Annotated in this window: 22 protein-coding genes; 18 read left to right on the top strand and 4 right to left on the bottom strand. The window is 64.3% G+C overall.

The window, feature by feature from the left end:
• Positions 1–72: 72 nt before the first annotated feature.
• Positions 73–840, top strand: coding sequence for a helix-turn-helix domain-containing protein (locus J2X11_RS13800; RefSeq protein ID WP_309972016.1), 768 nt, complete (start codon positions 73–75; stop codon positions 838–840).
• On the opposite strand, the gene J2X11_RS13795 is transcribed toward J2X11_RS13800, so the two are convergent.
• Positions 837–2,090 (bottom strand): isochorismate synthase, encoded by a 1,254-nt coding sequence (locus tag J2X11_RS13795; protein WP_309972014.1) that lies wholly within the window; start codon positions 2,088–2,090, stop codon positions 837–839. The two genes, J2X11_RS13800 and J2X11_RS13795, sit on opposite strands and share 4 nt — an antisense overlap.
• A 33-nt stretch (positions 2,091–2,123) precedes the next feature.
• Between J2X11_RS13795 and J2X11_RS13790 the strand changes: the two genes are divergently transcribed.
• On the top strand, positions 2,124–2,819 hold the full coding sequence (locus J2X11_RS13790) for a demethylmenaquinone methyltransferase (RefSeq protein WP_309972013.1): 696 nt from the start codon (positions 2,124–2,126) through the stop codon (positions 2,817–2,819).
• A gap of 4 nt (positions 2,820–2,823) precedes the next feature.
• On the opposite strand, the gene J2X11_RS13785 is transcribed toward J2X11_RS13790, so the two are convergent.
• From J2X11_RS13785 to J2X11_RS13775, 3 genes are read right to left on the bottom strand one after another with little or no spacing between them, the layout of a single operon-like run.
• Positions 2,824–3,765 (bottom strand): carbohydrate kinase family protein, encoded by a 942-nt coding sequence (locus J2X11_RS13785; RefSeq protein ID WP_309972012.1) that lies wholly within the window; start codon positions 3,763–3,765, stop codon positions 2,824–2,826.
• A complete protein-coding gene (locus tag J2X11_RS13780) occupies positions 3,765–4,442 on the bottom strand; it encodes a class II aldolase/adducin family protein (RefSeq protein WP_309972010.1) in 678 nt (225 codons plus the stop codon). Before J2X11_RS13780 ends, J2X11_RS13785 begins: the two co-directional genes overlap by 1 nt.
• Entirely contained in the window at positions 4,439–5,074 is a 636-nt protein-coding gene (locus tag J2X11_RS13775) for a TetR/AcrR family transcriptional regulator (RefSeq protein ID WP_309972008.1), read from the bottom strand. Before J2X11_RS13775 ends, J2X11_RS13780 begins: the two co-directional genes overlap by 4 nt.
• A 71-nt stretch (positions 5,075–5,145) precedes the next feature.
• Here J2X11_RS13775 and J2X11_RS13770 point away from each other — a divergent pair, with 71 nt between their 5' ends.
• From J2X11_RS13770 to nuoN, 16 genes are all read left to right on the top strand, one after another.
• A complete protein-coding gene (locus J2X11_RS13770; protein WP_309972006.1) occupies positions 5,146–6,624 on the top strand; it encodes a flavin monoamine oxidase family protein in 1,479 nt (492 codons plus the stop codon).
• Positions 6,621–7,721, top strand: coding sequence for an SMP-30/gluconolactonase/LRE family protein (locus J2X11_RS13765; protein ID WP_309972004.1), 1,101 nt, complete (start codon positions 6,621–6,623; stop codon positions 7,719–7,721). The genes J2X11_RS13770 and J2X11_RS13765 overlap by 4 nt, the downstream gene beginning before the upstream one ends.
• 329 nt (positions 7,722–8,050) lie before the next feature.
• On the top strand, positions 8,051–8,410 hold the full coding sequence (locus tag J2X11_RS13760; protein WP_309972002.1) for an NADH-quinone oxidoreductase subunit A: 360 nt from the start codon (positions 8,051–8,053) through the stop codon (positions 8,408–8,410).
• A 21-nt stretch (positions 8,411–8,431) separates the two neighbouring features.
• Positions 8,432–8,986, top strand: coding sequence for a NuoB/complex I 20 kDa subunit family protein (locus J2X11_RS13755; protein WP_309972000.1), 555 nt, complete (start codon positions 8,432–8,434; stop codon positions 8,984–8,986).
• Positions 8,986–9,672 (top strand): NADH-quinone oxidoreductase subunit C, encoded by a 687-nt coding sequence (locus J2X11_RS13750; protein WP_309971997.1) that lies wholly within the window; start codon positions 8,986–8,988, stop codon positions 9,670–9,672. Before J2X11_RS13755 ends, J2X11_RS13750 begins: the two co-directional genes overlap by 1 nt.
• Complete coding sequence (locus J2X11_RS13745) at positions 9,669–10,997, top strand: NADH-quinone oxidoreductase subunit D (RefSeq protein ID WP_309971995.1); 1,329 nt, start codon at positions 9,669–9,671, stop codon at positions 10,995–10,997. The genes J2X11_RS13750 and J2X11_RS13745 overlap by 4 nt, the downstream gene beginning before the upstream one ends.
• Complete coding sequence (gene nuoE, locus J2X11_RS13740; protein WP_309971993.1) at positions 10,994–11,674, top strand: NADH-quinone oxidoreductase subunit NuoE; 681 nt, start codon at positions 10,994–10,996, stop codon at positions 11,672–11,674. The genes J2X11_RS13745 and nuoE overlap by 4 nt, the downstream gene beginning before the upstream one ends.
• Positions 11,671–12,984: an NADH-quinone oxidoreductase subunit NuoF gene (nuoF, locus tag J2X11_RS13735; RefSeq protein WP_309971990.1), complete on the top strand. Its 1,314-nt coding sequence runs from the start codon at positions 11,671–11,673 to the stop codon at positions 12,982–12,984. The genes nuoE and nuoF overlap by 4 nt, the downstream gene beginning before the upstream one ends.
• Positions 12,981–15,356 (top strand): NADH-quinone oxidoreductase subunit G, encoded by a 2,376-nt coding sequence (locus J2X11_RS13730; protein ID WP_309971988.1) that lies wholly within the window; start codon positions 12,981–12,983, stop codon positions 15,354–15,356. Before nuoF ends, J2X11_RS13730 begins: the two co-directional genes overlap by 4 nt.
• Positions 15,353–16,570, top strand: coding sequence for an NADH-quinone oxidoreductase subunit NuoH (gene nuoH, locus J2X11_RS13725; RefSeq protein ID WP_309971987.1), 1,218 nt, complete (start codon positions 15,353–15,355; stop codon positions 16,568–16,570). Before J2X11_RS13730 ends, nuoH begins: the two co-directional genes overlap by 4 nt.
• Complete coding sequence (gene nuoI / locus J2X11_RS13720; RefSeq protein WP_309971984.1) at positions 16,563–17,144, top strand: NADH-quinone oxidoreductase subunit NuoI; 582 nt, start codon at positions 16,563–16,565, stop codon at positions 17,142–17,144. Before nuoH ends, nuoI begins: the two co-directional genes overlap by 8 nt.
• Before the next feature lie 26 nt (positions 17,145–17,170).
• A complete protein-coding gene (locus J2X11_RS13715; RefSeq protein WP_309972384.1) occupies positions 17,171–17,893 on the top strand; it encodes an NADH-quinone oxidoreductase subunit J in 723 nt (240 codons plus the stop codon).
• Positions 17,890–18,183: an NADH-quinone oxidoreductase subunit NuoK gene (gene nuoK / locus J2X11_RS13710; protein ID WP_309971982.1), complete on the top strand. Its 294-nt coding sequence runs from the start codon at positions 17,890–17,892 to the stop codon at positions 18,181–18,183. The genes J2X11_RS13715 and nuoK overlap by 4 nt, the downstream gene beginning before the upstream one ends.
• 10 nt (positions 18,184–18,193) lie before the next feature.
• Complete coding sequence (gene nuoL, locus J2X11_RS13705; protein WP_309971980.1) at positions 18,194–20,071, top strand: NADH-quinone oxidoreductase subunit L; 1,878 nt, start codon at positions 18,194–18,196, stop codon at positions 20,069–20,071.
• Entirely contained in the window at positions 20,068–21,615 is a 1,548-nt protein-coding gene (locus J2X11_RS13700; RefSeq protein WP_309971978.1) for an NADH-quinone oxidoreductase subunit M, read from the top strand. Before nuoL ends, J2X11_RS13700 begins: the two co-directional genes overlap by 4 nt.
• Positions 21,612–23,219: an NADH-quinone oxidoreductase subunit NuoN gene (gene nuoN, locus J2X11_RS13695; protein ID WP_309971976.1), complete on the top strand. Its 1,608-nt coding sequence runs from the start codon at positions 21,612–21,614 to the stop codon at positions 23,217–23,219. The genes J2X11_RS13700 and nuoN overlap by 4 nt, the downstream gene beginning before the upstream one ends.
• The last annotated feature ends 10 nt before the right edge of the window (positions 23,220–23,229 follow it).

Here is a 23,229-nt window from a genome sequence, read left to right as displayed (position 1 = left end):
GCGACAGAGGTAGGACTCGCAATTACCTCCCAGGTCATGGCCGCCTGCTTGTAGATCGGCGAGAGTGGAGCCATGGAGACCACCATTTCGCCGGTAGGCCCGCTGCTGCGCACCTGGCGAGAGCGACGCCATTTCAGTCAGCTCGATCTCTCGATCGAGGCGGGAGTCTCGTCGCGGCACCTGAGCTTTGTCGAGACCGGGCGGGCAAAACCCAGCCGTTCGATGGTGCTGCAGCTCGCGGCAACACTCGACGTGCCGAAGCGCGAGCAGAACCAGCTGCTGGTTGCGGCAGGCTTCGCTCCCGCCTACGCCGAGCGTCCGTTGGAAGATCCCGAGATGGGCGTCTTCAGGGCTGGTCTTGATCGGCTCCTCGCGGCATACGAACCCTTTCCGTGCCTGGTCGTCGATCGAGGATGGAACATGGTGATGGCCAATGCCGGGGTCACGCCGCTACTCGAGGGTGTTGCACCGCATCTTCTCGACGCTCCCAACGCGTTGAGACTCAGCCTCCATCCCGAGGGCCTCGCTCCGCGGATCCTCAATCTTGCTGAGTGGCGTGCACACGTTCTGGGTCGGCTGGCTCGTGAGGTGGCGACCAGCGGATCGGACGGACTGCGTGCGCTGTACGACGAGCTTCTCGACTATCCCGGAGGGTTGGATCCCACCGTCGACGACAGAGGTGTCGCCGTGACTGTCGTGATCGATTCGCCGGCCGGGCAACTGTCATTTCTCAGCACCGTGACGACGTTCGGAACCGCGCTGGACCTCACCGCCGCGGAGCTCAGCATCGAGGCGTTTCTTCCGGCTGACGATCAGACCGCGAAGGCGCTCCAATGCTAGGGCGTGAGCGCGTCGCGTACGGGGATCAGCTTGGCGTTGGACTCGGCCAGCTCGTCGGCGGGCACGGAGTCGGCGACGATTCCGCAACCCGCGAACAGTCGTACCTGGGTGCCATCAGCTTCTATCTGGGCTGATCGCAGTCCGATGCCCCACTCACCGTCGCCGGAGGCGCCGATCCAGCCGACCGGCCCGGCGTAGCGGCCGCGATCAAGCTGCTCGATCTCGCTGATCAGGGCCACGGCGGCAGGGGTCGGTGTGCCGCCAACCGCAGCAGAAGGGTGCAGCGAGGCGGCGAGGGTCAGTGCGCTGGCTTCGTCCTTGATCACACCGGTGACGTCGGTCGCCAGGTGCATCACGTTGGGCAGGTGCAAGACGAAGGGTGCTTCGGGGACGTTCATGCTCGTGCAGTGCGGAGCGAGTGCCTCGGCGACTGAACGTACGGCGTATTCGTGCTCTTCGAGATCCTTGCTGGACCGGGCGAGTGATGCGGCCAGAGCGAGGTCGCGTTCATCGTCGCCGGAGCGGCGGATGGTGCCTGCAAGCACGCGCGACGTGATCAGGCCACGCTCGAGTCGGACCAGCATCTCGGGGGTCGAGCCGAAGAATCCGTCGACGTGGAACGTCCAGCAGCTTGGGTAGTCGTTGGCGAGCTTCGTCAGAGGAGCCCGTACGTCGAGTGGCTCGGCGAGAGTCGCAACGAGATCGCGAGCCAGCACGACCTTGTCGAGCTCGCCGGCTTCGATTCGGCTGACGGCCTGCGCAACGAGACTCTGCCAGTGCACGCTGTCGATCGGTCCGTCGGCGAAGGTCGTGCCATCGGCGGGCGCAGCTGCGGGGGTCGCAGTGAGCTTCGGTGGCGCGGTGATGCCCAGGCCGATGACGGTGATCCAGGTGATGCCATCGCGACGGCCGACCACGACCTCCGGGACGACCAGCACGCTGCCGTCGGCATCGTCGCTGAAGGTGAATGAGCCGAACGTGACCAGTCCGCTGCCGGGAACGTCAACGTCATCACGGACGACGGCGTGCGCGGCGAGCTCACGCCACCACTCCGATGCCTCGGCGAATCGGTCAGGACCGGATGTGCGGAACTCTGCGGCGCGGCCCCAGCCGACGAGTCCGTCGCCGCCGTGTACCCACGCGAGAGCGTCGTCGGGCGGAAGGAGCGCAAGCAACTCACCTAGGTCATCGATGCGCTCGGACCGGACCACCAGGGGTTCGGCCGCAGCGTCGAGGGCAGGGTTGCTCACAACCAATGAGCCTACCCGTGGCAAGGTTGGGGCGTGAGTCGAGCCGGTCTGGACAAAGAGCCCCACGACGTCGCCAAGATGTTTGATGGCGTCGCCGAGAAGTACGACCTCACCAATGACGTGCTGTCGATGGGTCAGGACCGCCGCTGGCGGAAGAAGGTCGTCGAGCTCGTTGCGCCACGTACTGGAGAGCTGATCCTCGATCTCGCTGCAGGCACCGGCACCTCGAGCCAGCCGTTCGCCGATGCAGGCGCGACGGTCGTACCCTGCGACTTCTCGATTGGCATGCTCGAAGTCGGCAAGAAGGCACGACCGGGTCTGCCGTTTGCGGCTGGCGACGGCATGAAGCTGCCGTTCGGCGATGGCGTGTTCGACGCAGTGACGATCTCGTTCGGTCTGCGCAACATCCACGATCCGGTCGAAGGCCTGCGCGAGATGCTCCGCGTCACGAAGCCCGGTGGGCGCATCGTGGTCTGCGAGTTCAGCACCCCGACCTGGGCGCCGTTCGACGCGATCTACACCAACTACTTGATGCGCGCGCTGCCGGCGGTTGCCCGCAAGGTGTCGTCCAACCCTGAGTCGTACGTCTATCTCGCTGAGTCGATTCGCGAGTGGCCAGACCAGAAGGGTCTCGCGCTGCGCATGGCAGGAGCGGGATGGGGCAAGGTCGAATGGCACAACTTGTCAGCAGGCATCGTCGCCCTGCACCACTCGATCAAGCCCAGCTGAACGTTTAACGGGTAGGCGTGTTCGCCGCGAACTCCTGGACACTCGCCAAGTCGTAGTCGCCTGCATCAGTGCCGATTCCCGATACGAGTTGTGCTGCAGTGGCGCAGCCGAGCTCCGCGGACCCCCGCAGATCGAGGCCCAGACCGCGGCCGCGAAGGAAGCCAGCTGAGAACGCGTCCCCGCAGCCTGTGGTGTCGACGACTTCAACGTCGTATGCCGGCACGGTGAACGCCTCGTCGGCAGTGACGACCAATGCACCCTTGGCGCCCTGAGTCACGGCGACGCACTTGGCACCTCGGGCCACCAGCTCGCGTGCTCCGGCTTCGAGATCGGTCGCTCCGGTGAAGCCGAGCACCTGCTCGTCGTTGGGCAAGAGGTAGTCGGCGTGAGGCAGACAGTCTTCGATCCAGGCCAGCATGTCGGGGTCGCCGGGAGCCAGGATGTCGACTGAGGTCGAGTAACCGGCTGCTTGGGCGGCGGCGAGCAGTTCGCCCGCGGCAGGGCCACCCAGGAACTCGGGACCACCGAGATGGACATGGGTCAGCCCCGGAACTGAGGAAAGGTCGATGTCATCGAGCGTGAGTACGCCGTTGGCGCCGACGCAGTGCCAGGCCGGCCGGTCGCCGTTCGGACGCACCGGAATCACGCTCGCCGATGTCTGTACGTCAGGTTTGCGCACCAGCCGGGTCGTGTCGACGCCGTGCTCCGCAAGAAGTGATGTGAGCGTTGCGGCGATGGGGTCTTCGCCGATCGCGCCAATGCTGTGGACCTCGGCGCCGAGGCGTGAGAGGACGATGCCAGTGCCACCGGCAGTGCCAGCGGGGGACATGCGGATCGTGTCGACCAGCGCTCCGTCGGAGCTGTCCGGGATGGACTCGACCCGAAGCACGTGGGTGTCGAGCACATGCACGCCGACTGCCGCAATCACGGCGGGTTCGTGGTTCATCAGTTCTCCTTGTTGTCGGTCGTGACTGGCTGCACAGTTCCGTAGCTGCGGTTGATGGCCGCCTCGATGACGGCCGTTTGGGCGGCCTCGTCCAGGAACCGCGGACTCCCGAGTGTTGAGCTGTCGATCAGCAGTCGGCAGATCCATTCCAATAGCAGCGAATTCTCAACAGCCTGCTCGATCGTGGCGCCGGTCGTGACGGCACCGTGGTTGGCCATCAGCACCGCTGATCGTCCTGAGAGCGCGCTGTTGACGCTGTCGGCGAGGGCAGAGGATCCGAAGGTTGCGTACGGAGCGACTGCGATCTCACCGCCGAGCAGAAGTTGTTGGTAGTGGATCACTGGCAGCGAGTCGCGTACGCAGCTCACCGCGGTGGCGGCCGGCGCATGTGTGTGAACGACAGCGCCGACACCCGAGGCGGCAATCACGGCGAGATGCAGTTCGAGCTCGGACGTGGGTTGGAATTCACCGTCGACCAAGCTTCCCTGCGGGTCGACGATGCTCACCTGATCCGCGCGGCAGTCGGCCAGCACCACACCGGTCGCGGTCACAGCCACGTTGCCGGTTTCCGCATGGACGATGCTGACATTGCCTGCGGTGCCGATCAGCAGGCCTTCGGCGGCGAGTCTGCGGCAGGCGGCTGCCACCGCGTCCCGCACGGGTTGGTAGTCGGTCACTTCGAAAAGCCGCGGAGGTAGGCGCTGACCATGACGATGCCCTGCTCGATCAGGTAGGTGTCGCCGGCAAGATCGTGTTCGTAGGCGAGCTGGAAGCATCGATCGCCGATCTCGACGGCGAACTCTGCTGCCGCTGCCGGAAGGTCGGTGCGAGCGAGTCCTGCCTCAATCGCGAACGCGCGGAGCTCTTGAGCGGTCCGCTGATTGTGCTGGCGACCGAACTCATTGATGGCGGCATTGGTCCGGCCGCGGAGCCAGATCTCGACGAAGTCTGGTCGCCGGGCGTAGACCTTCACGTACGCGCGCATGGTGGTTTCGACCAGTGCGGCGATCGAGAGATCCTCGACGGTGGCCAGGTCTTGTGCGACCTGCTCGTCCATCTCGTGGGTGTCGCGCTCGACCAATGCCAACAGGATCGCGTCTCGGTCAGAGAAGTATTGGTACAGCGAGGCAATGGGTACGCCAGCAGCTACCGCGATGTCTCGGGTGCTCAGCGCGTCGACGCCGTGCTGAACCACGATGGCGGACGCGCTTTCCAAGATCCGTTCGACCCGTTCACGGGAACGAGTCTGGGTCGGAGTGCGACGAAGGCCACTCGCTCCGGTGGTGGGTAAAGCCGTGACAGCAGGCACATACGCACTGTAGCATCCAAACCTAAACCTGACACATGTTCATCTTTTGACTATCCACGCAGGAGAACTAGATGACCCTCGACCGTCGAACCCTTCTCAAGGGCTCCCTGGCAACCGGGCTCGGTGCTCTCGGTGCCAGCCTCCTCGAAGGGCCGGTCACCGCGGCGACTCTGCAGGGGTCGTTGCCCAAGAAGGTCGACGTTGTCGTGGTCGGCGGAGGCCTGTCAGGTTTGGTGGCCGCGCAGAAGGTCGCGAAGTCCGGACGGTCTGTTCTCGTCGTTGAAGCCCGCAAGCGCGTGGGCGGGCGGTTGCTCAATCACAAGCTTGACGCCGGTGGCGTGATCGAAGCCGGTGGCGCGTTCGTCGGTCCCACGCAGGACCACATTCTTGCTCTCGCCAAGGAGCTGAAGGTCGCGACCTTCCCGGAGTACATCGAGGGCAAGAACGTCTACATCTCCAAGGGCAAGCGTTCGCTGTACACCGGAACCGTTCCGCCGGACCCGGGAATCCTGATCGATGCGGCCCTGCTGCTCAGCACGCTCAACGGATACGCCGCAGAGATGCCCGTGGACGCGCCGTGGTCGCACCCCAAGGCTGCCCTGTGGGATTCGATGACCCTGAGCCAGTTCATCCACAAGAACACGCTCAACTCAGCGGCGGTCGAGAACCTCATCAAGTCCTGGACTCAACCGGGGTTCGGTTCCGACCCGTCACAGCTGTCGCTGCTGTTCGTCATCCATTACATCGCTTGCTCCGGCAACGAGCGCACCACCGGAACATTCGAGCTGAATTCCGACACCAAGGGTGGAGCTCAGGAGAGCCGGTTCGTTGGTGGCTCTCAGCTGATCCCGCTGCGCCTGGCGCAGAAGCTCGGCGACCGAGTTGCCTTGGGAGCCGCGGTCACGCGGATCGACCAGCGCGACGGCGCGGCGTTCGTACGTACGACGCGCGGAACCGTACGAGCCCGACGCGTGATTGTGGCGATGCCGCCGCCGATGGTGCTCAACATTGACTGGTATCCGCAGTTGCCGTCGCGCCGCCACACCCTGCTCAAGAAGTGGGAGATGGGCGAACTGATGAAGTGCGATGCGGTCTACTCGACGCCGTTCTGGCGCAAGGACGGACTCAGCGGGTCCGGCCTTGCTGATGCCGGTGCGACACGAGCCGTGTTCGACAACTCCCCACCGGACGGGAAGGTCGGCGTACTGCTCGCCTTCGTTGGCGGGTCGGTTCACAAGCAATACGCAGGTCTCTCTCTGGCTGCACGCCGCAAGGCGGTGCTCGAAGGGTTCGCCCAGATGTTCGGCCCGCAGGCGCTGAAGCCGATTGAATACACCGAACAGGACTGGACCAAGGAGCGCTGGACTGGTGGCGGGCCGGTCCCGATCATGGGCCCCGGAACGATGACCACATTCGGCCCGGCAATCCATACGCGGTTCAAGCGCGTGCACTGGGCTGGCACAGAGACGTCGACCTATTGGAACGGCTACATGGACGGCGCTGTCCGCGCCGGCAAGCGAGCCGCGACTGAAGTGCTGGAGGCGCTGTGAAGCGCCTGATCGCAGGCCTGTCAGCGGTCGTGCTCGGTCTCACGCTGATCTCGGCGATCCCCGGAGTTGCCGCTTCTGCCACGCGGGACAAGTGGGACACCCGGGTGTTCTCCAACGTGCCCTATCCGGGCACTCCGGCCTACGTCTTCGTTCACACGAATGGCCGCGTGTACGCCGGCACGTATGACGCTGGCATCACGAAGGCGTCCCGAGTTTTCGAGTGGACCAAGGGCGGCACCTTGCTGCGGTCGTGGACCGTGCCCGGCCAGGATCTGGAGCATTCTCCCGGCATCCAGGTTGCCAACCAGGATGCTCGAGGCCGCCTGGTGCTCCTGGAAAAGTCGACGTCTGCCGTACTGACCCTTGACCTGAAGACGGGTCGCTTCAAGCGCCAGGCAACGCTGCCCGACCTGCCACTGTGCTCGACCAAGGTCACCCCGTGCTCGCCCAACTCGAGCGACGCCAAGGCGATTCCGAACTATGCAGCGTGGGGTCCCGATGGAGCGCTCTACATCACCGACTACGGACAAGCTGTGATCTGGCGTATCCCGGCCAAGGGCGGCACGCCAAAGGTCTGGTTCAGCTCGAATGCGTTGGACAGCGTCCTCGAGTTCGGAACAACGGGACTGGTCTATCAAGCCAGCAGCAAGTCGTTCCTGATCGCCCAGCAAACCGTGGGGAACCTGCTGGCGAATGCCCCGTCGGGCCGCCTGTACGGGCTTCCGGTCAGCAAGAGTGGCAAGCCGGGCAAGCTCACGACCATGTGGACGTCGCGCCCCACCGAACTCCCGGACGGTTTCGGGATCGGGCTTTCGGGGAAGATCTACATTGCGGGCGTCGGACCAATGAACCAACTCGTGGTCCTGTCACAGACTGGCAAGGAACTTGAGCGATTCCCGAAGTTCCCATTGCTCGGTGACAACGGTTCGTCTGTGCCGTTCGACGGGCCATCCAACGCGACGTTCCTGGGAACGCGGGTGCTGGTTGCCAACCAATCACCGATCAGCGGCGATCGTGCACACCACGTCATCCTCGATGTTGAAGTCGGCGAGCGTGGCGTACCGAACTACCTGCCCAAGGGATCAATCCTGCGCTGATCAGACAGGTTGTTCTTCGGCCTCTTCAACGACGGCAACGTGAGCCGGCGTGTGCGGCTCACGTTCTGCCTCGACCTCTTCGTCTCGCGGCTCGCCCCGATGGCTATGCGGCTCGGTCATGGTTGGACCCCCGTCCCTCGGTCAAGAAACTACCCGCACCGCGTGAAACGCGCGAGGTCAAAGGGATGGGGAATTCGTCGTGTCAAAACTTAGTGTGACCTAAGTTACATACGGCATCTGCCGGGCGTATGGTGAGACCGCGATCACGTTGTGAAGCAATTCACAAGCGCACGATCCATCGATCATGTCGGTTTGGCCCGGGAGGTGTCGTGACGGTTTATACGCCGATCCTCGTGCTGGGCGCGTTGGCTGCCGGATTCGCAGTCTTCAGCATTCTCATCGCACCGATCACCGGGCCCAAGCGCTACAACCGCGCCAAGCTTGACCGCTACGAATCCGGTATTCAGCCGAGCCCGCTGCCTGAGGGCGGCGGCAAGATTTCGGTCCGCTACTTCATCATCGCGATGCTGTTCATCGTCTTCGACATCGAGATCATTTTCCTCTATCCGTTCGCGGTCGCCTTTGACTCGCTCGGCTGGTTCGGACTGATCGAGATGTTCATCTTCATGGTCACGGTGTTCATCGCGTACGCGTATGTCTGGCGCCGCGGAGGTCTCGAATGGGACTGAACGGTCTGATGGGAGCACCACGTGGGAATTGAAGAAAAGCTGCCAAGCGGTGTGCTTCTCTCGACTGTCGAGGGCCTCGCCGGCTACATGCGCAAGGCCTCGTTCTGGCCCGCGACGTTCGGGCTCGCCTGTTGCGCGATCGAGATGATGACGTTCGGCGCTCCGCGCTTCGACTCCGCCCGCTTTGGCATGGAGGTCTTCCGCCCCTCGCCTCGCCAGGCCGACCTGATGATCGTCGCCGGCCGCGTCAGCAACAAGATGGCTCCGGTCCTCCGCCAGATCTACGACCAGATGGCCGAGCCCAAGTACGTCCTCGCGATGGGCGTCTGCGCGAGCTCGGGCGGCATGTTCAACAACTACGCGATCGTTCAGGGCGTCGACCACGTCGTGCCCGTCGACATGTACCTCCCGGGCTGCCCGCCGCGTCCCGAGATGCTGATTGACGCGATCCTCAAGCTTCACGACCAGATTCAGCACCAGAAGCTCGGCTCCAACCGCCTCAACGAGATCAAGGCCGATGAGAAGGTTGCCCTCCTCGCCACGCCCACGTCGGCGATGAAGGGCCTGATGCGCTGATGGCCGAAAAGAAGGACGAGGTCGTCCCCTCAGACGCACGTGAACTCGAGGTCATCAACGTCCGTGAGGGCGCCTTCGGTGCGCACGGCACTGGCGACACCAGCGGCTTCGGTGGACTCACGCAGCCGGTCATCATGCCCGGCGCAGCGCAGAAGCCCTATGGCGGTTGGTACGACGAGGTCGCCGATCAGCTCGCGACACTGACCCTTCCCGACGCGATCGAGAAGGTCGTCGTCCACAACGGCGAGATCACCTTCTTCATTCGGCGGCACGCGCTGCTCGAGTCGGTGACGCACCTGCGCAACGACCCCGAACTGCGCTTTGAGTTCTGCTCCTCGATCTCAGGCGTTCACTTCCCGCATGAGACCGACCGTGAGCTGCACGTCGTCATCCACCTGCTGTCGATGACGCACAACCGCCGCATTCGCGTCGAGGTTGTGGCGCCCGACTCCGATCCCCATGTCCCGAGCGTTGTCAGCATCTACCCGACGGCTGACTGGCACGAGCGCGAGACGTACGACTTCTTCGGCATCATCTTCGACGGGCACCCGGCGCTGACCCGCATCATGATGCCGGACGACTGGCCCGGCCACCCGCAGCGGAAGGACTATCCGTTGGGCGGCATTCCGGTCGAGTTCAAGGGCGGAACCATCCCGGCGCCCGACCAGCGCAGGAGCTACTCATGACTGCCACGACAGATCCGTACGCGGGCACGACCGAGTCCAGCGACGGTCCGGTCTTCACCGTCACCGGCCAGGACTGGGACACGATCGACGGCTCAGCCGTCGAAGGCGACCACCTCGTCATCAACATGGGCCCGCAGCACCCGTCGACGCACGGCGTGCTCCGCCTGGTGCTCGAGATCGACGGCGAGACCGTACGCGATGCCCGCGCCGGCATTGGCTACCTTCACACCGGCATCGAGAAGAACATGGAGTTCCGCACCTGGACCCAGGGCGTGACGTTCTGCACCCGGATGGACTACGTCGCACCGTTCTCCAACGAAGCCGCGTACGTCATGGCCGTCGAGAAGCTCCTCGGCATCGAAGCGCCCGAGAAGGCGCAGGCCATCCGCGTTCTCCTGCTTGAGCTCAACCGCATCTCGTCCCACCTCGTATGCCTCGCCACTGGCGGCATGGAGATCGGCGCGCTGACGGTCATGACGATCGGCTTCCGTGACCGCGAAGAGATCCTCAACCTGTTCGAGATGATCACCGGCCTGCGTATGAACCACGCGTACTTCCGTCCCGGTGGTGTTGCTCTCGACCTGCCTGACGGTGCGATCGAGAAGATCCGCGCGACGGTCCGCCTGCTCAAGAAGCGCCTGCCGGAGTACGCAGCACTCTGCAACGCCAACCCGATCTTCAAGGGCCGTCTCAAGGGTGTCGGACACCTCGAGCTCGCCGGCTGCCTTGCGCTCGGGCTCACCGGTCCGGTGCTCCGTTCAACGGGCTACGACTGGGACCTCCGCAAGAAGCAGCCCTACTGGGGCTACGACACGTACGACTTCGAAGTCGTCACCCGCGACGAGCCCGACGCGTACGGACGTTTCCGGGTGCGTCTCGACGAGATGTGGGAGTCGCTCAAGATCGTCGAGCAGGCAACGGAGCGCATCGCTGCCATGGATGGCGAGCCGGTCATGGTCGCCGACAAGAAGATCGCCTGGCCCTCGCAGCTCAGCGTTGGTGCCGATGGACAGGGCAACTCCGCCGAGCACATCAAGCACATCATGGGCGAGTCGATGGAAGCGCTCATCCACCACTTCAAGATCGTCACTGAAGGCTTCCGGGTTCCGGTCGGTCAGGCGTACGCCAGCATCGAGTCGCCTCGCGGCGAGATCAGCTGCCACCTCGTGTCCGACGGCGGCACGCGTCCCTACCGGGCGCACTTCCGCGATCCGTCGTTCGTCAATCTGCAAGGCACCTCGGTCATGAGTGAGGGCGGCATGATCTCCGACGTCATCGTCGCGATCGCGAGTATCGACCCAGTCATGGGAGGCGTGGACCGATGAGTCTCAAGAAGGCGAGCATCGCCGAGCTCAACGAGCTTGCTTCGCGTTATCCGCAGGCCCGCAGCGCGCTGCTGCCGATGCTGCATCTGATCCAGTCCGTCGAAGGCCACGTCACCAATGAGGGCATCGAGCTGTGCGCCGAGATCCTCGGCATCACCGCAGCCGAGGTGTCCGGCGTCGCGACGTTCTACACGATGTACAAGCGTCGCCCCATGGGTGAGCACCACGTGGGTGTCTGCACCAACACGCTCTGTGCCGTGATGGGCGGCGACGCGATCTTCGAGCGACTCAAGGGCCACCTTGACGTCGGCAATGACGAGACGACTGAGGACGGCAAGGTCACCCTCGAGCACATCGAGTGCAACGCCGCCTGCGACTTCGCACCCGTCATGACGGTCAACTGGGAGTTCTTCGACAACCAGACTCCGGAGTCGGCTGTCGAGCTGGTCGACAAGCTGCGGGCAGGCGAGAAGGTTCAGGCCACCCGCGGTGCCACGATCACGTCCTGGCGCGAGGCCGAGCGCGTACTCGCCGGCTACGAAGACGGGCTCGTCGACGAGGGACCGGCCGCTGCCGGACCGTCGCTGGTCGGCCTCAACATCGCCAACGAACGTGGCTGGGCGGCTCCGAGCGTCAAGGGCGCGAAGGCTGCGGACGACGAGGAGGGCACGAAGTGACTGACATGCTCACGCCCGTTCTCACCGCCGACTGGGGCAACGACCGCGCCTGGACCCGCGAGGCATACGAGCAAACCGGCGGCTACGACGCGCTCCGCAAGGCGCTGACGATGAAGCCCGACGACCTGATCACGCTGGTCAAGGACTCCGGCCTTCGCGGCCGTGGAGGCGCTGGCTTCCCGACCGGTATGAAGTGGAGCTTCATCCCGCAGGACAACCCCAAGCCCAAGTACCTCGTCGTCAACGCCGACGAGTCTGAGCCGGGCACCTGCAAGGACATCCCGCTGATGATGGCCTCGCCGCACGTGCTGATCGAGGGCGTCATCATTGCCGCCCACGCGATTCGCGCTGAGAAGGCGTTCATCTACGTTCGCGGTGAGGTGCTGCACGTCGTACGCCGATTGCGCGCGGCTGCCCGAGAGGCATACGAAGCCGGCTACCTCGGCGAGAACATCCTCGGCTCTGGCCTCAACATCGACCTTGTGATTCATGCTGGCGCTGGCGCCTACATCTGCGGCGAGGAGACGGCGCTGCTCGACTCGCTCGAGGGACGCCGCGGTCAACCGCGTCTGCGTCCTCCGTTCCCCGCCGTCGAGGGCCTCTACGCGAGCCCGACCGTGATCAACAACGTTGAGTCGATCGCCTCGGTCCCCGCGATTGTTCGCGGTGGCATCGAGTGGTTCGGCTCGATGGGCACCGAGAAGTCCAAGGGCTTCACGATCTACTCGCTCTCGGGCCATGTGAAGAGCCCCGGCCAGTACGAAGCGCCGCTCGGCATCACCCTGCGTCAACTCCTCGAGCTCGGTGGCGGCATGCGTGAAGGCAGCGAGCTGAAGTTCTGGACTCCCGGAGGATCGTCGACGCCGATCCTCACGGCAGAGCACCTCGACGTACCCCTCGACTACGAAGGTGTTGGCGAGGCCGGATCGATGCTCGGCACCAAGGCACTGCAGATCTTCGACCAGACGACCTCGGTCGTACGGTGCGTACTGCGGTGGACTGAGTTCTACAAGCACGAGTCGTGCGGCAAGTGCACCCCGTGTCGTGAAGGCACCTGGTGGCTCGTCCAGACCCTGCAGCGTCTCGACGCAGGCGAGGGTCGTCACGGCGACATCGAGCTGCTGCTCGACCTGTGCGACAACATCCTCGGCCGCTCGTTCTGCGCCCTCGGTGATGGAGCGACGAGCCCCATCACCTCGGCGATCAAGTACTTCCGCAAGGAGTTCGAAGCCGGAATGCACACGCCCTCGAGCTGGACCTTCCCGCCGGCCGCGTCGACCCTCTTCCCGCAGGAGGTGGCGGCCAAATGACGATTGAAGCCTCGCGCGATACCGAGCTCATCACGCTGACGATCGACGACGTCGAGGTCAGCGTTCCCAAGGGCACGCTCGTGATCCGCGCCGCCGAGCTGGTCGGCACTGAGATCCCGCGCTTCTGCGATCACCCGCTCCTCGAGCCGGTCGGCGCGTGCCGTCAGTGCCTCGTTGACATCACCGACGCTGGCAACGGGCGCGGATTTCCCAAACCGCAAGCTTCCTGCACGATCGAGGTCGCGGCCGGCATGGTCGTCAAGACCCAGGTCACGTCCGAGATCGCCGAAAAGGCGCAGCGCGGCAACATGGAGTTCCTGCTCATCAACCACCCGCTCGACTGCCCGGTCTGCGACAAGGGTGGCGAGTGCCCGCTGCAGAACCAGGCCATGAGCCACGGTCAGAGCGAGTCGCGGTTCACTGAGACCAAGCGGACGTTCCCGAAGCCGATGAACGTGTCCGAGCAGGTGCTGCTCGACCGTGAGCGCTGCGTACTGTGCGCGCGATGCACGCGCTTCTCCGAGCAGATCGCCGGTGACCCGTTCATCGAGCTGCTCGAGCGCGGCCCGCAGCAGCAGGTCGGCATCTACGACGAAGAGCCGTTCCACTCGTACTTCTCTGGCAACACGATCCAGATCTGCCCGGTTGGTGCCCTGACCAGCGCCGATTACCGCTTCCGCTCCCGTCCGTTCGACCTCGTGTCGACGCCCTCGATCGCTGAGCATGACGCCTGTGGCTCGGCGATTCGTGTCGACCACCGCCGCGGCAAGGTCATGCGTCGTCTGGCCGGTGACGATCCCGAGGTCAACGAAGAGTGGATCACCGACAAGGACCGCTTTGCCTTCACGTCGGCAGCACAGGGCGATCGCATCGCGACCCCGCTCGTACGCAATGACAAGGGCAAGCTCGAGCCCGCCTCCTGGCCCGCTGCGCTGGCCATCGCCGCTCGCGGTCTCGACAAGGCAGACGGCAAAGTCGGCGTCCTGCCCGGCGGTCGCCTGACTGCTGAAGATGCGTTCGCCTACAGCAAGTTCGCTCGTACGGTCCTCAAGACCAATGACATCGACTTCCGCGCTCGTGCCCACTCAGCCGAAGAGGCCGAGTTCCTGGCCTCGCATGTCGTTGCGACCTCGCTGGATGTCACGTTTGCGTCGCTCGAGACGGCGTCGACGGTCGTGCTCGTGGGCTTCGAGCCCGAAGACGAAGCCGGCGCGGTGTTCCTGCGCCTCCGCAAGGCATCGCGCAAGGGCGTCAAGGTTGTTGCAATCGCGAGCCACACGACGCGCGGTCTGACCAAGATGGCTGGCGAGCTGATTCGTACGGCGCCCGGCCAAGAAGCCGCTGCCCTCGCGGAGCTTGAGCTCGGCAAGAACGCCGTAATCCTCGTCGGCGAACGCCTCGCTTCGGTGCAGGGTGGCTTCAGTGCTGCCGCGGCCCTCGCGTCCAAGTCGAAGGCCCGCATTGCCTGGATCCCGCGTCGTGCGGGGGAGCGTGGCGCTCTCGAGACGGGCTGCCTGCCGACGCTGTTGCCCGGCGGTCGCCCGCTCGACGATGCCGAGGCCAGGGCCGATCTGGCCGCTGCCTGGGGCGCCAAGACGATCGCCGCCAAGAAGGGCCGCGACACGTCAGCGATTCTCGAAGCCGTCACTGGTGGGTCCCTGAAGGCACTGGTCATTGGCGGAGTCGAGATCGACGACCTGCCTGATCCCGCGGCCGCGCGTGCAGCCCTCAAAGCCGCAAGCTTCATCGTCAGTCTCGAAGTCCGCGAGAGCGACGTGACCAAGGTTGCCGATGTCGTGTTGCCGATTGCTCCCGTCGTGGAGAAGCCCGGCATGTTCGTCAACTGGGAGGGCCGCGTACGTACGTTCGATGCGGTCATCAAGGACCAGCACTCGCTCTCTGATGTGCGTGTCCTCGCCGGCATCGCCGAGGAGATGGGCTCGCCGCTTGGCTTCCGTACGATCGCCGATGCCCGGGCAGCCATGACGGAGCTCGGACCGTGGGACGGTGCCCGCGCCGAAACGCCGAAGCGTGCCGCGGGCGCGAAGTCGGGCCCGAAGCGCAAGGTCGTGCTGGATACGTGGCGCCAGCTGATCGACGACGGGCGTGGCCAGGACGGACAGGACCTCTACAAAGCGACAGCACGCCCGGCGGTCCTTCGCGCTAGCGCAGCGACGCTGGGTGCGTTCGACGCAGATCCTGGCAAGAAGGCCACCATCTCGACTGATGCGGGCAAGGCGACGTTCATCGCCGAGGTCGCAGATTTGCCTGACGGCGTTGTGTGGGTGCCCGCCAACAGCGGTGTCAGTCTGCGCGCTGAGCTCGGTGCCGGCTTCGGCGATCACGTTGACCTGAGGGGCGGTGCCAAATGAGCGAGTTGTTCGGTCACGAACCCTTCTGGGTGATCGCTCTCAAGGCGCTCATCGTCTTCGTGTTCCTGATGCTCTACACGCTGTTCAACATCTGGTTCGAGCGCCGCGTGGTGGCTCGGATGCAGCACCGCATCGGCCCCAACGTGAATGGTCCGTTTGGTTTGCTGCAGAGCTTGGCCGACGGCGTGAAGCTGGCGTTCAAGGAAGACCTGGTCGTCAAGGCGGCCGACAAGGTCGTCTACATCGCGGCGCCGATCATCGCCACGATCCCGGCGTTCATGGCTTGGTCCGTCATCCCGTTCGGACCTGAGGTCAAGATCCCGTTTACCGACACGGTGACGCCCCTTCAGCTGACCGACTTCCCGGTCGCCGTGCTCTACATCCTTGCTGTCACCTCGATCGGCATCTACGGCATCGTGCTCGCAGGCTGGGCGTCCGGCTCGATCTACGCGCTGCTCGGCGGTATGCGCTCGAGCGCGCAGATGATCTCGTACGAGGTCGCGATGGGTCTGGCGTTCGTACCGGTCTTCATCTTTGCCGGATCGATGTCGACCTCGGAGATCGTCGCCGCTCAGGCCGACACTTGGTACTTTCTGCCTCTGTTCCCGTCTTTCGTCATCTACGTGATCGCGATGGTCGGCGAGACCAACCGCGCACCGTTCGACCTCCCCGAGGCTGAGGGCGAGCTCGTCGGCGGATTCCACACTGAGTACTCGTCGCTGAAGTTCGCGCTGTTCTTCCTCGCCGAGTACGTCAACATGGTCACCGTCTCGGCGCTGGCTACGACACTGTTCCTCGGCGGTTGGCGCGCACCGTTCGGACTTCCGCAGATCTGGGAAGGCGCCAACTCCGGCTACTGGCCCGTGCTGTGGTTCTTCCTCAAGACTCTCGGCTTCATCTTCTTCTTCGTATGGCTGCGCGGCACGCTGCCCCGTATGCGCTACGACCAGTTCATGGACTTTGGCTGGAAGGTCCTCATCCCCGTGTCGCTCGCGTGGATCGTCGCTGTCGGCGTGATTCACAAGCTCGACCGCGAGGGAATGCTCGACCGGCAGACGTTGATCTGGATCTCCGTCGGTTTGGGCGTGCTGCTCCTGCTGTCGTCGTTCTGGCCCACCAAGAAGCAACCTGAGCCCGAACCTGAACCCGAGTTCGACGCCTTTGCCGGCGGCTACCCCGTTCCCCCGATGCCGAAGAAGGACCGAAATGTCTGACGACAAGAAGGGCATCTTCGAAGAGGCGCGCGAGGTCCTGTGGGACCCGATCGCCGGCTTCGGCGTGACGTTCCGGACGATGTTCCGTAAGCCGGTGACCGAGCAGTACCCGTTCGAGAAGATCCCGACCGCTCCGCGCTTCCACGGCCGCCACCAGCTCAACCGCTGGCCCGACGGCCTCGAGAAGTGCATTGGCTGCGAACTGTGCGCCTGGGCCTGCCCGGCCGACGCGATCTACGTCGAAGGCGCGTCGAACGAAGAAGGCGGCCGCTACAGCCCCGGCGAACGCTATGGCCGCGTCTACCAAATCAACTACCTGCGCTGCATTCTCTGCGGACTCTGCATCGAGGCATGCCCGACGCGTGCGCTGACGATGACCAATGAGTACGAACTCGCCGACAACAACCGCGCGGACCTGATCTACGAGAAGAACGACCTGCTGGCGCCGTTGCTGCCGGGCATGGTCGAGGCTCCGCACGAGATGTTGATCAGCGACGACCACCACGACTACTACCGCGGCAAGTCGCTGCCGATCTTCCCCGTTGAGTCGAGTGCCGGAGGGGATGCCGAGTGACCACGTTCTGGCTTCTCGCTCCAATCATGGTGATCGCCGCCCTTGGGCTGGTCTTCGCCAAGAAGGCCGTACACGCGGCGCTGTGTCTGGCGATCGTCATGATCAGCCTCGCCGTTCTGTACGCAGCACAGGGCGCACCGTTCCTGTTCGTCGTGCAGATCATCGTCTACACCGGCGCAATCATGATGCTTTTCCTGTTCGTCCTCATGCTGGTCGGCGTTGAGTCGTCCGATGCGGTCAAGGAGACGATCAAAGGCCAGCGCTTCTTCGCGGCCGCGCTCGGCCTGATCTTCGGCATCACCGCAGTCCTCGCGATCGGCCAGACGATCACCGGCACCGTGGTCGGCCTCAAGGGCGCCAATGAGAACGGCAATCCGTACGGTCTCGCCGAGCTGCTGTTCGGCAAGTACGTTCTCGCGTTCGAGTTCACCAGCGCGCTGCTGATCACCGCAGCGCTCGGCGCGATGGTTCTTGCGCACAGCGAGCGCCTCACCCCACGTCAGACACAGGCCGACATCGCCGCTCGCCGCATGCGTGAGTACGCCGAGACTGGCCGCCACCCAGGACCGCTTCCCGTCCCCGGTGTGTTCGCTCGCCACAACGCGGTCGACACCCCGGCGCTGCTGCCCGACGGCACTCCGCTCGAGTCCTCGATCTCCTCGAGCCTGGTTGCTCGCGGCCAGGTTTTCGAGAGCAACACCGACAACGTCGAAGAAGTCCTCGAGCAGCTTGAGGAGGGCGACAAGTGAACGAGTACATCACTCTCTCGCTGATCCTCTTCACGATCGGCTCGGTCGGCGTCCTCGTCCGGCGCAATGCGATCGTCGTCTTCATGTGCATCGAGCTGATGCTCAACGCGACCAACCTCGCGTTTGTCAGCTTCTCCCGCCAGCACGGCAACCTCGACGGGCAGGTGGCCGCATTCTTCGTGATGGTCGTTGCCGCAGCCGAGGTTGTCGTTGGTCTGGCGATCATCGTGTCCATCTATCGCACGCGTCGTTCGGCTTCGGTCGACGAGGCGAGCCTGTTGAAGTCATAAGGGGCTAGCGATGTTTGACCTTCAGTGGCTCCTGATCGCCATCCCGCTCGCCGGGGCAGCGATCCTTTTGACCTGGGGCAAGGAAGCCGACGGCTTCGGCCACCTCATCGGCACGGTGGCCTCGGCCGCGTCCTTCGTCCTCGGCGTGATCCTGTTCGCGCAGCTTCTCGGCAAGCCCGAGGATGATCGCTCGCATACGACCACGCTGTTCACCTGGATCGATGCAGGGCGCTTCCACGTCGACATGTCGTTCACGTTCGACCAGCTGTCCGGGCTGTTCGTCCTGCTGATCACAGGTGTCGGCACGCTGATCCACATCTATTCGATCGGCTACATGGAGCACGACGAACGGCGCCGCCGGTTCTTCGCGTTCCTCAACCTGTTCATCGCCGCGATGCTCACGCTGGTCCTCGCCGCTGACTACCTCGTGATGTTCCTCGGCTGGGAAGGCGTCGGCCTGGCGTCGTACCTGCTGATCGGCTTCTGGCAGCACAAGGACTCGGCAGCCGCCGCCGCAAAGAAGGCTTTCGTCGTCAACCGCGTCGGCGACCTCGGTATGGCGCTCGCGATCATGCTGATGTTCGCGCAGTTCGGCACCTCCGCGATCGAGGCGGTCAACGAATCCATCCCCGGTGCCACGCAGAATGTTGCGACGGCGATGGGTCTGCTTCTCCTGCTGGGCGCGTGCGGCAAGTCGGCACAGGTGCCGCTGCAGAGCTGGCTCCTCGACGCCATGGAGGGCCCGACCCCGGTGTCAGCCCTGATCCACGCGGCGACCATGGTCACCGCCGGCGTCTACCTCATCGTTCGGTCCGCTGCGATCTTCGATGCCTCCGAAGCAGCTCGTACCGCGGTCATCGTCGTCGGACTCGTCACGCTTCTCGCCGGCGCTTGGATCGGTTGCACCAAGGACGACATCAAGAAGGCGCTCGCCGGTTCGACCATGAGCCAGATCGGCTACATGATGCTCGCGGCCGGTCTCGGCCCCGCTGGATACGCGTTCGCGATCTTCCACCTCATCACGCACGGCTTCTTCAAGGCCAACCTGTTCCTCGGCGCCGGCTCGGTGATGCACGGCATGAACGATGACGTCGACATGCGGCACTACGGAGCCGTACGCAAGGCGATGCCGTTCACATTCGCGACGTTCGCCATTGGTTACCTCGCGATCATCGGATTCCCCGGCTTCTCCGGCTTCTTCTCCAAGGACAAGATCATTGAGGCAGCCTTCGGCCACAACGTCTGGGTCGGCCTCGGCACCCTGCTGGGCGCCGGCGTGACCGCGTTCTACATGACGCGACTCATGATGATGACGTTCTTCGGCGAGAAGCGCTGGCAGGAAGATGTCCATCCGCACGAGTCACCCAAGGTCATGACTGTCCCGCTGATCGCCCTGGCCGCGCTGTCGGTGCTCGGTGGAGCTCTCGCGATTGGCGGCTGGATAGGGGACTGGCTCGCACCGGTGGTTGGCGAAGCCCATCACGAAGAGCTGCCGATCCCCGCGATCGCCATCACGCTGCTCGTCGGTGCGGTCGTCGCCGTCGGTGTCGCCTTGGGCTACTTCCTCTACGGCACCCGGCCGATCGCCGGTGAGACTCCCGCCGACGCGTCGGTGTCCGCCTGGACCAAGGCAGGTCGCCACGAGCTCTACGGCAACGAGATCAACGACGCGGTCGCCGTACGTCCGACTCGCCACCTGACCCGATTCCTTGTGTGGTTTGACCGCATGGGCGTAGACGGACTCGTCACCGGCATCGCTGACCGACTCGGCGATACCTCACAGTTCCTGCGTCAGCCGCAGACCGGATACGTCCGCTCCTACGCGCTGATGATGTTCGGCGGCGCTGCCCTCGTTCTCCTTGCTCTCCTGGCGGTGACCCTCGCATGATCCTGTCCGTACTCGCCGCCGTCCCCATCGTGGGAGCAATTGCTCTGGCGCTGCTGCCCAAGTCGACGTCGGGCGCCCAGCTCAACGCCAAGGTCATCGCGCTGGGCGTCTCGCTGATCACGCTCGTGGTGTCGCTGATCGCCCTCGCGCGCTACGACCTCGATGCGGGTGGCTACCAGTTGACCGAAAAGCACGAGTGGATCACGGCGTTCGGAGCCTGGTACTCCGTCGGCGTCAGCGGTATCGGTCTCACGCTGATCCTGCTGACGACCGTGCTCACGCCGATCGTGATCCTTGCCGCCTGGGACGATCGACTGCCTCAAGCCAGCAACACCAACGCGTACTTCGCGTGGATGCTTGCGGTTGAGGGCCTCGCGCTCGGTGCCTTCATGGCGACGGACGCCTTCCTGTTCTACGTGTTCTTCGAGGCGACGCTGATCCCGCTGTACTTCTTGATCGGCTCATTCGGCGGACCCAACCGCTCGTACGCCGCGGTGAAGTTCCTGATCTACAACCTGGTCGGCGGCTTGCTCATGCTCGCCTCGATCGTCGGCCTGTACGTCGTCAGCTCGCGTGACGGCGGCGCGACATACCTGCTCACCGATCTCTCCAACATCGAGATGAGCACCACGACCGAGCGCTTGCTGTTCCTTGGCTTCATGGCGGCATTCGCGATCAAGGCGCCGCTCTGGCCGCTGCACACGTGGCTACCCGATGCCGCTGGTCAGGCAACGCCGGGTACCTCGGTGCTGATGGTCAGCGTTGTCGACAAGATCGGCACGTTCGGCATGATCACCTGGTGCCTCTACCTGTTCCCCGAGGCGGCCGACTGGGCCAGCCCGGTGATCATCACTCTCGCGGTCATCAGCATCTTGTACGGAGCTCTGCTCGCGGTCGGCCAGGACGACATCCGACGCCTGATTGCGTTCACCTCTGTGTCGCACTTCGGCTTCATCATCCTGGGCATCTTCGCGTTCACCACGACCTCGATGGCGGGCTCGACGCTCTACATGTTCAACCACGGTCTCTCCACGGCGGCGCTGTTCCTGGTCACCGGCATGATGATCGCGCGTCGAGGGTCGGCCAAGATCTCCGACTTCGGTGGCGTACAGAAGATCGCTCCGATCATGTCGGGCATCCTGCTCATCGCCGGTCTGTCGAGCCTCTCGCTGCCAGGCCTCGCACCGTTCATCTCCGAGTTCATGGTGCTGGCCGGAACGTTCACTCGCTCGATCCCCGCGGCCGCCTTCGCGACGCTCGGCATCGTGCTCGCGGCGCTCTACATCCTGATCATGTACCAACGCACCATGACCGGCCCGCTGCGTGAGGACAACCAAGGTGTCCATGACCTCATTCCGCGCGAAATCGCGGCCCTCGCCCCTGCGATCGTGCTGATCATCGGCCTCGGATTCTTCCCGCAGCCTGTGCTCAACGTGATCAACCCGGCGATCGATGAGGTGGCGAGCCACATCGGCAAGGGCGACCCCGAACCGAAGTCACCCGTCTCGATTGCACCCACGACGCCGGAAGGGGGCCACGAATGATCTCGGCAGAACTGCCCCCGCTCGACGCACCGCACATTGAGTACTCGCTGCTTGCGCCGCTGTTCATCATCGCCGGCGTTGCTGTGCTCGGTGTCGTCGTCGAGGCCGTGTGGCCACGTGCCTCGCGCTTCACGGCGCAGGCGATCCTTGCGGTCGTCGGTGTCATTGCGGCACTCGTCGACACCGTGTGGGTCTACCAAAATCTCGACAAGATCGATGACCCCAAGCTCGCCCGAGGTTTGATCGGCGCCGAAGGTGCGCTCTCGATCGACGGTCCCGGCGTCTACACGTGGGGCATCCTGCTGGTGTTTGCCCTGATGAGCATGTTGCTGTTCGCCGAGCGTCGACTCGAGGGCGGGCTCAGCGCGTTCACGGGCCGTGCGGCCGATGCACCCGGCTCAGCTGGCGAGGCTGAAGCGATCTCCAAGCGCATCGAGCACTCCGAGGTCTTCCCGCTGGCACTGTTCTCGTTGGTCGGCATGATGCTGTTCGCGTCGTCCAACGATCTGCTGACGATGTTTGTCGCGCTCGAGGTGCTGTCGCTCCCGCTCTACCTGCTGTGTGGCATCGCTCGACGTCGCCGGCTGCTGAGCCAGGAAGCTGCACTCAAGTACTTCCTTCTTGGTGCCTTCTCGTCGGTGTTCTTCTTGTACGGCATCGCGCTGACGTACGGCTTCGCTGGCAGCTTCCGGCTCTCTGACATTGACGTTGCGGTGTCGACTCGAACGGGCGGCACCAACATGCTGCTCGCCGCGATCGCCCTGATGGTTGTCGGTCTGCTGTTCAAGATCGGCGCCGTGCCGTTCCACACCTGGACGCCCGATGTCTATCAAGGTGCGCCGACCCCGGTCACGGCGTTCATGGCGGCGGGCACCAAGGCTGCGGCATTCCTCGCGATGCTGCGCGTGCTGTTCGTGGCATTCGGCGGATCGTCGTGGGATTGGCGACCGACGATCATCGGCATCGCGGTCATCACGATGTTCCTCGGCGCGGTCGTCTCGATCTCGCAGACCGACGTCAAGCGCATGCTCGCCTACTCCTCAATCGCCCACGCAGGCTTCCTGCTCGTCGGCCTCGTCGGTGTCTATGGCGGAGTGGCTGGCGAAGAACGCATCACCTCGGTGTCGAGCATCCTGTTCTACCTCGCGGTCTACGGAGTCGCGTCGATCGGTGCGTTCGCTGTCGTGACACTCGTACGCGATTCCGGCGGCGAGACCACGCACCTCTCGCGATGGGCTGGACTCGGCAAGACTTCGCCCCTGTTGGCTGGCGCGTTCGCGCTGTTCATGCTGTCGTTCGCCGGCATCCCGCTGACTGGTGGCTTCATTGGAAAGTGGAGCGTCTTCACCGCAGCGTGGTCAGGTGGCGTGTGGCCGCTGGTCGTGATCGGTGTGCTGGTGAGCGCCCTGGCTGCGTACTTCTACGTCCGCGTGATCGTGCTGATGTTCTTCACCGATCCGGTGGGGGATGGGCCGACGGTGGCTGTCCCGAGCGCGCTGACTACCGTAGTGATCGCCTTCGCCGTCGTGGCGACGGTCGGTCTGGGTATCCTTCCCGGACCGCTGCTCGATCTTGCGCAGCACGCTGGCGCCTTCGTGCGCTGACGGTTTCTGA

The organism is Aeromicrobium panaciterrae (assembly GCF_031457275.1).
Classification (GTDB): Bacteria; Actinomycetota; Actinomycetes; order Propionibacteriales; family Nocardioidaceae; genus Aeromicrobium; species Aeromicrobium panaciterrae_A.
Note: the sequence above shows the minus strand (reverse complement) of the source record. Positions and strands in the feature narration are given on the sequence as shown.

Excerpts from the sequence above, each read along its gene's own strand:
- J2X11_RS13800 (WP_309972016.1), top strand. The coding sequence starts at position 73 with ATGGAGACCACCATTTCGCCGGTAGGCCCGCTGCTGCGCACCTGGCGA.
- J2X11_RS13785 (WP_309972012.1), bottom strand. The coding sequence starts at position 3,765 with ATGAACCACGAACCCGCCGTGATTGCGGCAGTCGGCGTGCATGTGCTC.
- J2X11_RS13770 (WP_309972006.1), top strand. The coding sequence starts at position 5,146 with ATGACCCTCGACCGTCGAACCCTTCTCAAGGGCTCCCTGGCAACCGGG.
- J2X11_RS13750 (WP_309971997.1), top strand. The coding sequence starts at position 8,986 with ATGGCCGAAAAGAAGGACGAGGTCGTCCCCTCAGACGCACGTGAACTC.
- J2X11_RS13745 (WP_309971995.1), top strand. The coding sequence starts at position 9,669 with ATGACTGCCACGACAGATCCGTACGCGGGCACGACCGAGTCCAGCGAC.
- nuoE (WP_309971993.1), top strand. The coding sequence starts at position 10,994 with ATGAGTCTCAAGAAGGCGAGCATCGCCGAGCTCAACGAGCTTGCTTCG.
- J2X11_RS13730 (WP_309971988.1), top strand. The coding sequence starts at position 12,981 with ATGACGATTGAAGCCTCGCGCGATACCGAGCTCATCACGCTGACGATC.
- nuoH (WP_309971987.1), top strand. The coding sequence starts at position 15,353 with ATGAGCGAGTTGTTCGGTCACGAACCCTTCTGGGTGATCGCTCTCAAG.
- nuoI (WP_309971984.1), top strand. The coding sequence starts at position 16,563 with ATGTCTGACGACAAGAAGGGCATCTTCGAAGAGGCGCGCGAGGTCCTG.
- J2X11_RS13715 (WP_309972384.1), top strand. The coding sequence starts at position 17,171 with ATGGTGATCGCCGCCCTTGGGCTGGTCTTCGCCAAGAAGGCCGTACAC.
- nuoL (WP_309971980.1), top strand. The coding sequence starts at position 18,194 with ATGTTTGACCTTCAGTGGCTCCTGATCGCCATCCCGCTCGCCGGGGCA.
- J2X11_RS13700 (WP_309971978.1), top strand. The coding sequence starts at position 20,068 with ATGATCCTGTCCGTACTCGCCGCCGTCCCCATCGTGGGAGCAATTGCT.
- nuoN (WP_309971976.1), top strand. The coding sequence starts at position 21,612 with ATGATCTCGGCAGAACTGCCCCCGCTCGACGCACCGCACATTGAGTAC.